Below are 14,518 nucleotides of genomic sequence, written 5' to 3'. Positions count from 1 at the left end.
GTTTATCTCCCTTCCGTTTGGCCAAACCGGAAATAACGCTCGGCGTTGTTGTAACAGATATCTTCCACGATGCCTCCGAGCCACGGAAGATCATCCGGCGCTTCGCCCCGCGTAACCCACTCGCCGAGAAGATTGCAAAGAATACGGCGGAAATACTCATGCCGGGTGAAAGACAAAAAACTTCTGGAATCGGTCAGCATCCCGACGAATCGGCTCAACAGGCCCATATTGCCGAGTTTGCTCATCTGCTCGACCATGCCGTCTTTGGTGTCGTTGAACCACCACGCCGAGCCGAACTGGATTTTGCCCGGAATGCCGTCTCCTTGAAAACTCCCGATCAGTGCTGCAAGGATATCGTTATCGCTGGGGTTGAGCGAATAGAGTATCGTTCTCGGAAGCGCCGACTCTTGATCGAGCCGATCCATCAGCTTAACGAGCGGTACGGCGATCGGACTATCGTGAATCGAATCATAACCGGTATCCGGACCCAATCGTCGGAACATCCTTGTGTTGTTGTTGCGTTGGGCATTGATATGGAACTGCATGACCCAGCCGAGCCTGGCGTAGACACGGCCGAGATGAAGCAGCGTACGCGTCTTGAACTGTTCCTCTTCTTCCCGGGAAACCCTCTCCCCTTGAAGCGCTTTCAAGAAAATGTCGCCCGCCTGCGCCTCGCTGACCTCTCGATAAGGCACGTAATCCAGCGCATGATCGGATACCCTGCCGCCAACCGAATGGAAAAATTCCGCCCGCTGCTCCAGCGCTGCCAGAAATGCCGGATAATCCGCTATCTCGATCCGGCTTCGCTCGGCGAGCAACTTCACCCAAGGAACGAACGTCTCCCGGTTGATCTCCAGCCCCTTGTCCGGACGGAACGACGGGAGCATCTGAAATCCGGCATCGCCTTCCTCTGCCAGCTTGATATGATATTCCAGGCTATCCGCCGGGTCATCCGTCGTACACACGACCTTCACGTTGCTTGACGTAATCAACCCCCTGGTCGTAAAATCATGTTCCTGTAGACGCTTGTTTGCCGCCTCCCAAATTCGCGGAGCAGTCTTTTCCTGAATGATATCCGATATGCCGAACAGCCTTTGCAGCTCCAAATGCGACCAATGGAATAAGGGGTTGCCAATCGTCATCGGCACGGTGCGGGTCCAAGCCAAGAAGCGGTCATAATCGTTCACGCCCGGCCCTCCCGTGATGTAGGCCTCTTCCACGCCTGCAGCACGCATCGCCCGCCATTTATAGTGGTCACCGTTGATCCAGGCTTCCGTTAAGTTCTCGAACCGGTGATTGTCAACGATCATTTGCGGACTCAAATGACAGTGGTAGTCGATGATTGGCATGGCTTTAGCATAATCGTGGTATAAGATGCGAGCAGTCTCGTTATGAAGCAAAAAATGTTCATCCATAAAAGGTCTCATGATTTCACCGTCCGTTTCTGTAGATTATCTACTATGTTACGGCATCATCAGTTGGATTTCTTCACGTTTATTGCGAATATAGAGGATTATTCAACATATCTTGCTTTGTTTTGCAAGAAGAAGTTGATACAATATAGCTGTATATATTGAAAAAGCTCCAAGATGTTATGATCTGAACGAAGCGGGGGCGATTGTCATATCCAGCGAAACCCATACCGTATCCTACGGAGAAGAAGAAGGCGAATTTTACTATCATCGCATTCACCGCACAAAGCCCTTTGAACGGAATAACCATTATCACGGAACTTACGAAATCTACTATTTGGTTTCGGGAGAACGCCATTATTTTATCAAAGAGAAGCTGTACTCCATACGGGCGGGGGACCTGATTCTCATCAATAAATTCGATGTCCATAAAACCTCGGGCCATGGAGACCCGGAGCATGAGCGTATCGTCATTAATTTCAGCGATTCCTTTCTCGGCAAAGGCCATCCCTTGCTGGCATCGGGATTGCTCGGCATGTTTAACCAGGATCGGCCGCTGCTGCGTTTAACCGTGCCGGAGCAGGCCATCATCATGCAAATTCTGAATAAAATGGCCGATGAGATCCGGGAACGCTCCGCTTCGTATGAGCATATGCTGCAGGTGCTGCTTACGGAGTTATTAATCAAAACCTATCGATTAACCCATTCCGCCTCGCTGCCTGCCAACGTCTCCATGAATCCGCTCCATCAGAAAATCACGGACGTGGTGAAGTTTATTCACGTCCACTACGCAGACAAAATCACGCTGCAGGGATTATCCGAAACCTTCTACATCAGTCCGTTCTACCTGTCCCGGATCTTCAAAGAAATTACGGGCTTTACGATCATTAACTACCTCAACCTCACCCGGATTCGCGAGGCGCAGCGCCTTCTGACGGATACGGATCTAAAAATCGTGGACATCGCCGAATCGATCGGCTTCGAAAGCCTCACCCATTTTGACCGGACCTTCAAAAAAATCATGAACATGACGGCAAGCCAATATCGCAAAATCAACAGCGTCCCCTGAACATGCAAAAAAGGAAGCGAGCCACCAGGAGTCCAGGTTTGTTCGCTTCCTTTTTTAGTTGGTGATCATACAATGAGTCGCTTAGCTGATTCGATTCTGCTGCTGCTGATATTGCTCGATGGACATCAGCACTTCCCGCGGCTTGCTGCCCTCATAAGGACCGATCACTCCGCGCGCTTCCATGGAATCGATGAGGCGGGCGGCACGGGTGTAGCCAACACGCATTCTCCGCTGCAGCAGCGATACGGATGCCTGCTTAGCTTCCAATACGATGGTCACCGCCTGTTCATACAACTCATCCAATTCTTCTTCGTCCGCGCCTGCAGATTCCTCTATTTCAGGCACCAACGACTCGTCATACTCCGCTTGTCCTTGATCCCGGACGAAATCCACGATGTTCTCGACCTCATGATCACTCATAAAGGCTCCCTGAACGCGGATTGGCTTGGAGGAGCCCATCGGCATAAACAGCATGTCCCCGCGGCCAAGCAGCTTCTCGGCGCCCGCCATATCCAGAATGGTTCGGGAATCGACCTGCGAAGACACGCCAAAGGCAATACGCGACGGGATGTTCGCTTTAATGACCCCGGTGATAACGTCGACCGACGGACGCTGCGTCGCGATAATCAGATGGATTCCGGCTGCACGCGCCATCTGGGCCAATCGAGTAATCGCATCCTCCACGTCGTTGGCCGCAACCATCATCAAATCGGCCAACTCGTCCACGATGACAACGATATACGGCAATACCGCAGGCAGATTATCCTTCATCAGATTGTTGTAGCCCTCAATATTCCGCGTTCCCGACTTGGAGAACAGCTCATACCGCTTCTCCATCTCCACGACGATTTTCTTAAGCGCTAGTGAGGCCCGCTTCGGGTCGGTTACCACCGGCGCCATCAAATGCGGAATCCCGTTATAGACATTGAGTTCGACCATCTTCGGATCGACCATCAGGAACTTAACCTCATCCGGCTTCGCTTTATACAGGATGCTGGTAATAATGCCGTTGATGCATACGGATTTACCGGAACCCGTGGCGCCTGCAACTAGGAGATGGGGCATCCGTGCCAAATTACCGACAATCGTCTGGCCCGAAATATCGCGGCCGAACGCGATCGACAGCTTCGATTCCGCGTCCTGGAACGTCGGCGTTTCCATAACCTCACGCATGGTGACGAGCGAAACTTCATTGTTCGGCACTTCGATCCCGATGGCGGACTTGCCTGGAATCGGCGCCTCCATCCGAATATCCTTGGCCGCAAGCGCGAGTGCGATATCATCGGTCAGATTCACGATCCGGCTGACCTTGACGCCGATGTCCGGCTGAATTTCATAGCGGGTTACCGACGGACCCCGGACAACCTCCAGAACCTTGGCCCGAACGCCAAAGCTTTCCAGCGTGGCCTCCAGCTTTCGCGCTGTCTGCATGTAATCGTTCTGGTCTCCGCCCTTGCCGCCGTTGTTCGGTTTGGACAGCAGCCGGAACGGAGGCAGCTTGTACGGCTTGGGCGGCGGAGCCGGAGGCGCTGTCGGTGCCGATCCTTCTTGCCCACCAGTATCCGCCATAACAGCTGAATTCGTCTCGCCGTTCAGCGTCTCCGGGTCAACCATGGCATCCGAACTTGATGCCGCGTTCCCCGAAGGGTCCTCATGTGCCGGAGGCATCACCGCTTCGTGATCGTCTTGATCGTCATCCAATCGACCTTCTTGCTTCACCTGCTCAAAGAAATCGCGAATAATCGGCGAAGAAGGCACAGGATCCGGTGCAGAAAATGCAGCATCCGTCCCCTCCTCCGTTTGATCCGCTCGGCTGAACAGGACGACCTCGCCCTCATCATGCTCACCATGTCCGTTGCCAACCGTAAATACCGGAGCCGACTCATCCATAACATCCTCTGCCTCTTCTGCGGCTTCGTTCCGCTTGTTGCCCTTGGAACCAAACAGTTGGAAGAATTGCGGCGCTTTACGCTTCGGCAGCCGCATGCCTTCCATATCGTCGAGGTCATCGTCTTCATCCAGATCCTCCGGCAGCTGTATGCGTTGCTCCTTAGCGCTTGCCTTCGCCGCCGCCTTTGATTTCGTCTGCTGGCTGTTCATTTTCTTTTGGATTCGTTCCCCGGCTTTCACAACCCTGACGCGGAACATCCGCATTAAATCGACATAGGACAGATTCGTAATCAGCATGAAGCTGATAAACAGCATGACAATCACAATCAACTTTGCCCCGATGCTGCCGAACAGCATCAACAAGAGGGCAAACTGCAAGGCTCCAACATAACCCCCGCTGATATCCCGGCCCATGACGGGATGACGTCCGTCATCCGCCCCGGCATGAAGGAGCTCGCCCTGCAAATCACTATGTATCTGGCTCATCGCACTCGATGCATTCAATTGTCCGATCGGAGCCAATTTGGACTCCAGACCTGCAATACTGCTCATTAAGGTGAGCGATAATACCAGGAGAAGGACACCGGTACGCCTGCTGTTCCACCGTTTGGGCCATTTTCGGTGAATCATCACCATTAACCCGTAATAAATGCCGATTAGGGGGATGATAAAATAATACTTACCCAGCAGATATCCCGACATCTTGGACAGGGAACGCCCCACCGGTGCTTCTCCGGATAACGCGATGACCGAGAGTGTCATCAATACAATTCCATAAATTTCATATTTCAATACGGCTGCAAAGGCTGCCTTCTTCTTTCTTTTCCGCTTTGCCAAATGTGTCACCCCCGAATCCATATTATAGCATAATATTCGGTGGCGTACCTATGTTCTGTTTTCAGCCTTTAGCCTCATTTTCGACGGTCGGAATATAGCGAATCATGGTCCCTGGCGCGTAGCGCGGGTTCAAGTAATCATGAAGCCCGCAATCCAATAAACGAACGATTTTCGCCTGTTCTTCCGTTACAGGCTTCACTTCCATCAAAATGCCATCGACTCGAACTTCCCTGGACATGACCTCCTGCTCCACTTGAAGCAGCCCGGTCGTCGGATCCAAGGGCATGACGCTGTACCAAGTCATTGCGTAATCCCCCCGGGCTGAATCGTTTTACGCTCGGCGATCATGCTGTTCAATCGGCTTAATGCCTGTCCGATTCCACCCACTTCGTTCATAAGGCCATACTTTACGGCGTCTGTACCCGAAACCGCAGTACCGATATCCCTGTTCAATTCGCCGGTCTTGAACATCAGATCCTTGAACTGTTCCTCCGTGATCCCCGAGTGGCTCGTCACGAAGCGCACGACGCGTTCCTGCATTTTCTCCATGTATTCGAAGGTTTGCGGCACGCCAATGACTAACCCGCTCATGCGAATCGGGTGAATCGTCATTGTTGCGCTCTCTGCGATAATCGAATGGTCTGCGGCAACAGCGATAGGCACGCCGATGCTATGACCCCCTCCTATGACAACCGTTACCGTCGGTTTGCTGAGCGATGCAATCATTTCGGCAATGGCAAGCCCTGCTTCCACATCGCCGCCAACGGTATTCAAAATGATCAAGAGTCCCTCGATTCGCGGATTTTGCTCGGCTGCCACTAGCTGTGGAATCATATGCTCGTATTTGGTCGTTTTATTTTGCGGCGGCAGCACGAGATGACCCTCGATTTGCCCAATAATCGTCATGCAAAAGACGTTGGATTCTCCGCCGGTCGGAAGCCCCGTCTGTCCCAGCTGCTGAATGGTTTCCGTCACGGCCGCTTTCTTGCCTTCCTCGGTCGGAACGACCGGAGGCGCCTCCGTCTCGCCGGTCCACCCCGCTTTTCTGTTGCCCGTCATCCGTTGATCGTTGTCCATCGCGCATCCCTGCCTTTTTATTCTTAATGTCTAGCTGCTGCAACAAACACATAGCTAACCCTTAGTATGGCAAATGACGCGGCTTTTTTATGCTTGTGCAGAGCATTCGGCATTCGGCATTAGGCCTTGCCCATAACAAACAAAAAAACTCCTGCCGAACCAATCGGGAGAAGTTTCAATGATTTCCATATAAATAGCCCCTTTTTCGCGGAAACCGTCCAATTATTACCTGCGAAAAAGGGGCGACTGTGTGCCTGATTTATTGTATTGTCTCGTATCAGACTTCCATGATGATCGGCAAGATCATCGGTCTGCGACGTGTTTGTTCATACAAGAAGCGTCCCAAAGCGTCTTTCACGCTGGTCTTCAGTGACGCCCATTCATTCACGTTTTCGCTCATCAGCTTCTGAAGCGTGCTGGAAACGATACGGTTGGCTTCATCCAGAAGCCCTTCGGATTCTCGTACGTATACGAATCCACGGGAAATAATATCGGGACCGGAAACGATGGAGCCGTTTTGTTTGCTCAACGTAACGACAACGACCAGAATTCCGTCCTGGGACAGAAGCTTGCGGTCGCGCAGTACGATGTTCCCTACGTCCCCGACGCCAAGTCCGTCAATCAGCACATTGCCGGCGGTCACTTTGCCGGCTTTGCGGGCCGAGCCGCCTTGAATCTCCACAATTTCTCCGATATCGGTAATAAAGATGTTGTCCGGATCCACGCCAACGGATTCCGCAAGCAGGGCATGACGGCGCTGCATCCGGTACTCGCCATGGACAGGGATGAAAAATTGCGGTTTCATCAGATTCAGCATCAGCTTAAGCTCTTCCTGGCTGCCGTGACCCGACACGTGGACGCCCGAATTGGATCCGCTGTAAATGACGTCTGCTCCAAGACGGAACAACTCATCGATCGTACGACCCACGTACTTCTCATTTCCTGGTACTGGAGTCGCTGCGATGATGACCGTATCTCCCGGCAGAATGTCCACCTTGCGGTGAGTGGAACGTGCCATGCGCGTGAGCGCTGACATCGGTTCTCCCTGACTGCCCGTACACAATACGACAACGCGGTCCGCTGCCATTTTATTTACCTCTTCGGGTTCGATCAGCATGCCGTCCGGAATGTGCAGGTATCCAAGCTCTGCGGCAATGGATACAACGTTAACCATGCTTCTGCCGATTACCGTGATTTTGCGTCCGGTGGACTCGGCTGCGTTGACAACCTGTTGAATACGGTGCACGTTCGATGCAAACGTTGCAACTACAACCCGCTGCTCGGCTTTGCGGAAGATGTCTTCCAGCACGATGCCTACGTTTTTCTCGGAAGGCGTAAAGCCGGGGCGCTCTGCGTTTGTACTGTCCGACAGAAGTGCCAATACTCCCTTGCTTCCGATCTCAGCCATACGCTGCAGATCCGCATACTGGTCATTGACCGGAGTATGGTCAAATTTAAAGTCCCCCGTGTGCACCACATTGCCTTCCGGCGTTTCGATACAGATCCCCACGGAATCCGGAATGCTGTGATTGGTTTTGAAGAAGGTCGCTTTCAATGTGTTTCCGAGTTGAACTTCCGAATCCGCATGGATCAGAATCCGTTTCGTCTCACCAAGCAAATTCGCTTCTCTGAGCTTGTTTTCCACCAATCCGAGCGTCAATTTCGTTCCGTATACAGGAACGTTCAAGTGTTTCAATACGTAAGGGAGGCCGCCGATATGGTCCTCGTGACCGTGAGTCAGCAAAATCCCTCTCACTTTGTCGCGATTTTCCGTTAAATAGCTAATATCAGGAATAACAATATCAATCCCAAGCATATCTTCTTCTGGGAACTTCAATCCCGCATCCACGACAACGATGTCGCCTGCATACTGGATGACATACATGTTCTTCCCGATTTCACCGACGCCGCCCAAGGCAAAAATCGATAGTTTATCGCTGCTTATTTTCTTAGACAAATGTATCTAACCCTCCTATAGTTTTGGACGTCGTACCATTGTTATATTAAATTTCAAAAAAATACCGCACCCAGTCACTTGAATTCATTATACATGATGAAAAAGTGAAAACACAAGTCAGCCACCTTCGTGAGCCATAGGATGCCCAGAATCAAAAGGGTTTAAAACGAAGAAAGCCACCGCCTTCGATGAAGGCAGTGGCCCTGAAAATAGGTAAGCGGCAGCTTACAAGGAAGACAGCATATTACGGATAAAAGCAGCCTCGTTCTCGCTTGGAGCAACGAGCGGCAGGCGAACCCCGCCGACTTGATAGCCGCGTTCGTTCAAAGCGAATTTTACCGCCGCAGGATTCGGAAGCGGGTCAGGACATTCAAAGAGGCCTTTGAACAGCGGGAATAAGGATTGATGAAGCTTGGCAGCTTCCTTCACGTTCCCCTCCACGTAGGCTTCGATCATGTCCTTCATGCGGGCACCTGCAATATGGCTGGCCACGCTTACGATTCCATAAGCACCTACCGACAATGCAGGCAATGCCGCGGAATCGTCGCCGGAATATACAATGAATCCTTCGGGAGCACCTGCGGCAATGCCGGTAACCTGGTCAATCGAAGCGCATTCCTTGGTCGCAACGATGTTCGGAATTTGTGCCAGCCTTAACGTGGTGGACGTGCTTAGGCTGATGCCCGTTCTTCCAGGCACATTATACAGCATGACGGGCAAGGAGGTTGCCTCGGCAATCGCCTTAAAATGCTGGTAGAGTCCTTCCTGGTTCGGCTTGTTGTAGTAGGGTGCAACAAGCAAAATGCCGTCGACGCCGCAGCTTTCGGCTTTTTTCGTCAATTCTGCGGAATGTGACGTATTGTTGCTGCCGGTGCCCGCGATGATCTTGCTCCGTCCGCCCGCCTGTTTCACAGCGAACTTAAACAATTCAAGCTTTTCGTCTTCGCTAAGCGTTGGCGATTCGCCGGTCGTTCCAGCAATGACCAGGGAATCCGACTTCTGTTCCACAATCAGGTGCTCAATCAATCTCGCAGTCTCGTCCCAATTGATCTGGCCGTTCTGATCAAAAGGGGTTACCATAGCCGTAATCAGTCTTCCGAAATCCACAATGATTCCTCCTTAAAGCATTCCCGCGCGGGAATGCTTCCTTCGTAAGTAATCTTATCTATATTATTTCCTATCAAACGCTTTAAGGGAATATCCGTCTTTAGTAACTTTATCGGTGAAGCTCAAATTTATGATGAAGTGCGCGCAGCGCTTGAGCCATATCCTCTTTTTTAACCAGTACCCATATCGTCGTATTCGAATCCGCGGATTGCAGAATCGGAATGTCGTGCTCGCTCAAGGATTCCACGATTTTGGCCATGATGCCCGGAACGCCGTTGATGCCGCCGCCAATGACGGACACTTTGGCACAGCCGGATAAGCTTTTCGGTTTAAGGTCCAGGCTCTGTAGCACTTCGATCGCCTTCTCCGAATCGCTGTCAAACACCGTATAAAGCACTCCGGTAGGGGTAACATTAATAAAGTCCACGCTGATGGAATGCTCGGCCATCGATTTAAATACCTTCAGTTGAAGACCTTCCGTGCGATCGCATTCCACCGAGATTTGCGTTATGTTGCTTACATAGGCAACTCCCGTCACAAAGCGGTCCACGATTCCGGATTGAATATCTCTGAAGCCTTCAGGCTGGGTTACCAGCGTGCCCTCATTATCCGAGAAGGTCGACCGCACTCTGACCGGAATTTGGGATTGCATGGCAATCTCAACCGCTCTAGGATGAATGACCTTTGCCCCTTGATGAGCCATGTTGCAAATCTCCGTGTAACTTACGTAACTAAGCGGCTTCGCATCCTCGACGATGCGGGGATCCGCCGTTAGAATGCCGTTGACATCCGTGTAGATATCTACCATTTCAGCGCGAAGCGCGGCACCGAGCGCTGTAGCCGAAGTATCGCTTCCGCCTCTGCCCAGCGTGGTAAAGTCGCCGGAATCGGTCTGCCCCTGGAAGCCGGTTACGATGACAACCTGATGACTCTCCAACTCTTTCAAAACCCGTTCAGGTTTTACGTCCTTGATACGTGCATTTCCGAAGTGATCGTCTGTGAGAAATCCGGCTTGTGCACCCGTCAGCACCGTTGCGGTTATCCCCTCATGCTGAAGGAGACTGCACAGCGTTGAAGCCGAGATAATTTCACCGCAGCAGAGCAGCAGATCCCGTTCTCTGTCTGGAAGCGCGTTTCCGTTATGCCCGATCCAGTCCAGGAGCGTGTCTGTCGCATAAGGCTCCCCTCTGCGTCCCATAGCCGATACGACCACGACCAATTGGTAGTGATTGGCCAGTTCACGCTGGATGTGCCCAATAACATGGGTTCTTGCTTGCGGTGTAGACAATGAGGTGCCGCCGAATTTTTGAACTAAGATGCGCATAAAATATTCCTCCGTTTATATATGCCCAGGAGACGTAAATTGCGGGCCGACCGACTGAAACGGCCGGCTATTAAGCCTGGCCGTTCCGTTGTTGATGATGATTTCTGCGATTTGCACAGCATTTCCATGCTGCACCCTTCAGAAGAGATCTAGCGATGAACTCCAGATCATAGTCCTTCTTGAATTCAACGTACATGGATTTCGAATGCCCGTTAACGACCGGGATGCGTACACTAGCAGCCGTCACTTCAATGGATTCGTCGCCCATCATTTTTTTGGTCTCGCGGACCATCTTCATTTCTTCCAGGGTATAACCGTTCTCTGTAATTTTATCGAGAATATTCAACGATCATCGGCTGGAGCTGTTTCCCTTCCAATGCCGCATAACAAGCTTCCGGAATCAGATTCATTTTGGCGACAAGCGAGTTCGGTTTCTGCTGCGGATTATCCTGTCCGTAAGGGACGAAATATATGTTTTTGGTAACCAGCAGCTTCGCGATATTGGCCGCATTCAACCCAAGGCCGTCATTCGTTGAGATCGCCAGCACCAGCGGTCTGCAATTTCTCATCTGCGCCTTGGCTGCCATTAAGACAGGACTGTCAGTCATCGCATTGGCCAGCTTGCTGGTCGTGTTTCCCGTGCAAGGGGCGATAACCAGGACGTCAAGCAGCTTGGATGGGCCCAGCGGTTCCGCCTCCACAATTGTAGAAATAATATCATTCCCGGTTATATCTTTCAACTGTTTCTGCCAATTTTCCGATGTGCCGAATCGGGTATCGGTCGTCATGATGGTGCTCGATACAATCGGCACCACATTCGCTCCCCCGTCTTTGAATCGCTGGATCTGCGGCATCACTTCTTCGAGTGTGCAGTGCGATCCTGTCAGGGCATAACCCACTGTAATTCCATTCCAATTCATTTACGCATCCCCCCGAATCTTGATTTCTTCAGAAATCAGCTCCACCAGCGTGTTGGCCATGATGATGCCGGCTGTTTTTGGAGCCACGATTCCGGGTAGTCCGGGTGCGAGCATGGCTTTGATACCCCGTTTCTCGGCATAGCGAAAATCGCATCCGCCGGGTGCGGAGGCAAGGTCAATAATGACAGCCTCCCGAGGCATTTTCGAGATGATTTGTGCTGTGACTATCATAGTTGGAATCGTGTTAAAAAGCAAGTCAATATCCGACACATAAGAACCCAGATCCCTTACCAGGAAGGGCTTCCAGCCCATTTCCTCAGCTCTTGCGTAGTGCTCCGATTTACGTACCCCCATCCGAATTTTGGCACCCAGTCCCTGCAGGCTGCGAGCCATTGTAAATCCGGTCCGTCCCATGCCGAGCACCATGCTTGTAGATCCGTGGATCGTAAAATCCGTGTTTTGGATCGCCATCATGAGTGCGCCTTCGGCGGTCGGAATGGAATTATAAATAGCCACATCGTCCCTCTCCAATATCTCTACCAGCTTGATCTTATATTTGTCACATAGCGAGCGCAAATAGGGTTTCGCCATGCCTGTATAGATCACTCCATGTCCGGGCATCGCCGCGATATGTTCTTCCTGCAGTCGCAGCGGCCCTTCCGAGAATAGCGCGCTGACACGTCCCTCATCATCACATCCCACTACAGGCAGGATCAGAGCATCGGCGTCCGATAACAGCTCTGGCGTAAGCGGCTCGCGAGTCACTCCCTGAAAAGAATCCTGCAGTTTCTCAAACCCGGCGATCATGACGGAGGCATCCATCTCAGCGCATTTGCGAATCACTTCAATTTGCCTTGCGTCTCCTCCAACAAAGACGGTCCGGACTCCAGTCAGCATGGAAGGCCTCGCTCCTTTCTTCAAACCAACGTATAAAGCATCTTATGCTGCCGCCTATGGGGAGGTGAGCGCATTTCCCTTAAACTACCGCCTTAACGCAGTAAATAACGTTAGGAGAGATAAGTCCGGCTCCATGTCCATCCTGCTTCAAGACCGACGAAAAAAAAACACCGCTCCGTTTCAACCGGAGCGGTGTTCATGCTGATATCATGATCCTGATGATACCCTTAAGCTTCCATGGTATGGTTTATTTGCCGGTATGACCGAATCCGCCCGCACCGCGTACCGTATCGGACAGTTCGTCAACTTCCGTAAATTCTACGGCAGGCACGGATTTGAACACCATTTGGGCAATCCGCTCATTACGCTCAATCGCAAAAGGCTCCTGTCCCAAATTGACAAGCAGCACCTTGACTTCCCCGCGATAATCGGCGTCAATCGTACCCGGAGCATTCAGGCAAGTAATGCCATGTTTATAGGCAAGACCGCTGCGCGGACGGATTTGCGCCTCAAGCTCGGCCGGCATAGCAATCGCAAAACCGGTCGGGATTAATTTGCGTTCACCCGGGTTTAGCACCACCGGCTCTTGAACGGCAGCGTGCAGGTCGAAACCCGCGGCCAGCTCGGACATTTTCACCGGAAGTTTCACATCTTCATTTCCTGGCAATCTATTGATTTGAACGTAGTGCAACAAATTCATTCCTCCTAAGTACATTCAGTGCTTTATCTGAAGTTCCTACCATCGCTAGTGCATATGGAGTCCCAAACATACGGTCAAGAACCGCATTGACATCCTTCATGTCGACCTGTTCGATCCTTTTAATGATCTCGTCCAGACTGAAATGGCGGCCCAGCATCAATTCGTTCTTGCCCAAGCGATTCATGCGGCTGCTCGTGCTCTCCAGACTCAGGATGAGACTGCCCTTCAATTGTTCCTTTCCTTTGCGCAGCTCTTCCTCCGTCATCCCGTTCTGTGCCAAATCATGGAGCATTTCCGTGGTCAGCTGAAGCACTTCTTTTGTCTGTTTGGGCGCTGTGCCTGCATAGATGGTAAACATGCCGTTATCCGCGTGGGAACTGTGGTACGAATATACCGAGTACGCCAGCCCGCGCTTCTCCCGAATTTCCTGAAACAAGCGTGAGCTCATGCCGCCGCCAATGGCGTTATTCAGCAGAACCATCGCATACTGAAGCTCGTCGCCGATCGAGCAGCCGGGAAACGACATGCAGATATGATTCTGCTCCGTTTTCTTCTTGCGGAACTGCACGCCGTCCAAAAAGGCCGGTACCGCCAGCGGCTCCGACGTTCCATGGTTGGCAAAGCCGCCAAAATGGCGCTCCAATAACGCAATCACTTCATCATTGATGTTGCCGGCAAGGGCTATCACCGTATTCTCAATGGTATAGTGCCGGTCCATGTAGGATCTCAGCGCTTGCGAATCCATCGATTCCAGCCGCTCCTTCGTGCCGAGAATCGGATAAGCAAGCGGGTGGTCACCGTACACCGACAACGACATTAGATCATGAACCAGATCATCCGGCGTATCTTCATACATCGCAATCTCTTCAAGAATGACATTCTTCTCCTTGGCTAACTCGCCCGCATCCAGCTTCGAATTGAAGAACATGTCGGACAGCACGTCAACGGCAATCGGAAAATGCTCATCCAGCACCTTGGCATAATAACACGTATATTCCTTGGACGTAAAAGCGTTGACGTTACCGCCGATGGCATCAAATTCTTCAGCTATGGCACGGGCGTCAAAGCGCTCCGTCCCTTTGAACATCATATGCTCTATAAAATGCGTAATCCCGTTGATGTCTTCCGATTCATTGCGGGATCCGGTTTTCACCCAAATGCCGAATGAAACCGAACGACTTGTCGGGATTTGCTCCATAACCACTCTCAGGCCGTTAGACAATTGTATTTTTTTCACGAATAGGCCCCCCTAACTGTTCCATCAAAGGCTCACTTCGGCTGACAATCAGCCTCATGCCATCCATTCATTCTATCAAACTTTACCATGC

General features: G+C 51.6%; 12 protein-coding genes and 1 pseudogene. 1 reads left to right on the top strand and 12 read right to left on the bottom strand.

The window, feature by feature from the left end:
* Nucleotides 1-2 precede the first annotated feature (2 nt).
* Nucleotides 3-1,427 carry a glucuronate isomerase gene (uxaC, locus tag RB298_RS22275; RefSeq protein WP_375120301.1) on the bottom strand — a complete coding sequence of 475 codons (1,425 nt, stop codon included), beginning with the start codon at nucleotides 1,425-1,427 and terminating at the stop codon, nucleotides 3-5.
* Nucleotides 1,428-1,617: 190 nt separating this feature from the next.
* Between uxaC and RB298_RS22270 the strand changes: the two genes are divergently transcribed.
* The gene (locus RB298_RS22270) at nucleotides 1,618-2,481 is read left to right on the top strand and encodes a helix-turn-helix transcriptional regulator (RefSeq protein ID WP_015736289.1); all 864 of its coding nucleotides are present in this window, start codon (nucleotides 1,618-1,620) and stop codon (nucleotides 2,479-2,481) included.
* A gap of 81 nt (nucleotides 2,482-2,562) precedes the next feature.
* Here RB298_RS22270 and RB298_RS22265 read toward each other — a convergent pair whose 3' ends face one another.
* The 11 genes and pseudogenes from RB298_RS22265 to RB298_RS22215 all read right to left on the bottom strand — a co-directional run bounded on the left by RB298_RS22265 (nucleotide 2,563) and on the right by RB298_RS22215 (nucleotide 14,427).
* Complete coding sequence (locus RB298_RS22265) at nucleotides 2,563-5,208, bottom strand: FtsK/SpoIIIE family DNA translocase (RefSeq protein ID WP_192571293.1); 2,646 nt, start codon at nucleotides 5,206-5,208, stop codon at nucleotides 2,563-2,565.
* A gap of 61 nt (nucleotides 5,209-5,269) precedes the next feature.
* Nucleotides 5,270-5,512, bottom strand: coding sequence for a YlzJ-like family protein (locus RB298_RS22260; protein WP_009594714.1), 243 nt, complete (start codon nucleotides 5,510-5,512; stop codon nucleotides 5,270-5,272).
* Nucleotides 5,509-6,285, bottom strand: coding sequence for a ClpP family protease (locus RB298_RS22255; RefSeq protein WP_009594727.1), 777 nt, complete (start codon nucleotides 6,283-6,285; stop codon nucleotides 5,509-5,511). Before RB298_RS22255 ends, RB298_RS22260 begins: the two co-directional genes overlap by 4 nt.
* Nucleotides 6,286-6,562: 277 nt before the next feature.
* Nucleotides 6,563-8,242: a ribonuclease J gene (locus RB298_RS22250; RefSeq protein WP_009594732.1), complete on the bottom strand. Its 1,680-nt coding sequence runs from the start codon at nucleotides 8,240-8,242 to the stop codon at nucleotides 6,563-6,565.
* A gap of 225 nt (nucleotides 8,243-8,467) precedes the next feature.
* Nucleotides 8,468-9,349 (bottom strand): 4-hydroxy-tetrahydrodipicolinate synthase, encoded by an 882-nt coding sequence (gene dapA, locus RB298_RS22245; protein WP_096774494.1) that lies wholly within the window; start codon nucleotides 9,347-9,349, stop codon nucleotides 8,468-8,470.
* A gap of 109 nt (nucleotides 9,350-9,458) precedes the next feature.
* Nucleotides 9,459-10,673, bottom strand: a complete 1,215-nt coding sequence (gene dapG, locus RB298_RS22240) for an aspartate kinase (protein ID WP_015736294.1) — start codon at nucleotides 10,671-10,673, stop codon at nucleotides 9,459-9,461.
* 130 nt (nucleotides 10,674-10,803) lie between these two features.
* Nucleotides 10,804-11,010, bottom strand: a pseudogene (locus tag RB298_RS22235) (Asd/ArgC dimerization domain-containing protein); the annotation flags it as partial.
* On the bottom strand, nucleotides 11,003-11,593 hold the full coding sequence (locus RB298_RS22230; RefSeq protein WP_009594715.1) for a dipicolinate synthase subunit B: 591 nt from the start codon (nucleotides 11,591-11,593) through the stop codon (nucleotides 11,003-11,005). The pseudogene RB298_RS22235 and the gene RB298_RS22230, both read right to left, overlap by 8 nt.
* Complete coding sequence (gene dpsA / locus RB298_RS22225) at nucleotides 11,594-12,490, bottom strand: dipicolinate synthase subunit DpsA (protein ID WP_015736295.1); 897 nt, start codon at nucleotides 12,488-12,490, stop codon at nucleotides 11,594-11,596.
* Nucleotides 12,491-12,737: 247 nt separating this feature from the next.
* Complete coding sequence (dut, locus tag RB298_RS22220; protein WP_015736296.1) at nucleotides 12,738-13,184, bottom strand: dUTP diphosphatase; 447 nt, start codon at nucleotides 13,182-13,184, stop codon at nucleotides 12,738-12,740.
* On the bottom strand, nucleotides 13,159-14,427 hold the full coding sequence (locus RB298_RS22215) for a M16 family metallopeptidase (RefSeq protein WP_009594719.1): 1,269 nt from the start codon (nucleotides 14,425-14,427) through the stop codon (nucleotides 13,159-13,161). Before RB298_RS22215 ends, dut begins: the two co-directional genes overlap by 26 nt.
* Between the last annotated feature and the right edge of the window lie 91 nt (nucleotides 14,428-14,518).

This window comes from Priestia sp. BR_2, assembly GCF_041954005.1.
In the GTDB taxonomy this organism is placed as follows: Bacteria; Bacillota; Bacilli; order Paenibacillales; family Paenibacillaceae; genus Paenibacillus_AQ; species Paenibacillus_AQ lautus_A.
This window is presented reverse-complemented; position numbering and strand designations above follow the sequence as displayed.

Coding starts and splice junctions, on each gene's coding strand:
- uxaC (WP_375120301.1), bottom strand. CDS start 1,427: ATGAGACCTTTTATGGATGAACATTTTTTGCTTCATAACGAGACTGCT.
- dapG (WP_015736294.1), bottom strand. CDS start 10,673: ATGCGCATCTTAGTTCAAAAATTCGGCGGCACCTCATTGTCTACACCG.
- RB298_RS22255 (WP_009594727.1), bottom strand. CDS start 6,285: ATGGACAACGATCAACGGATGACGGGCAACAGAAAAGCGGGGTGGACC.
- RB298_RS22260 (WP_009594714.1), bottom strand. CDS start 5,512: ATGACTTGGTACAGCGTCATGCCCTTGGATCCGACGACCGGGCTGCTT.
- RB298_RS22230 (WP_009594715.1), bottom strand. CDS start 11,593: ATGAATTGGAATGGAATTACAGTGGGTTATGCCCTGACAGGATCGCAC.
- dpsA (WP_015736295.1), bottom strand. CDS start 12,490: ATGCTGACTGGAGTCCGGACCGTCTTTGTTGGAGGAGACGCAAGGCAA.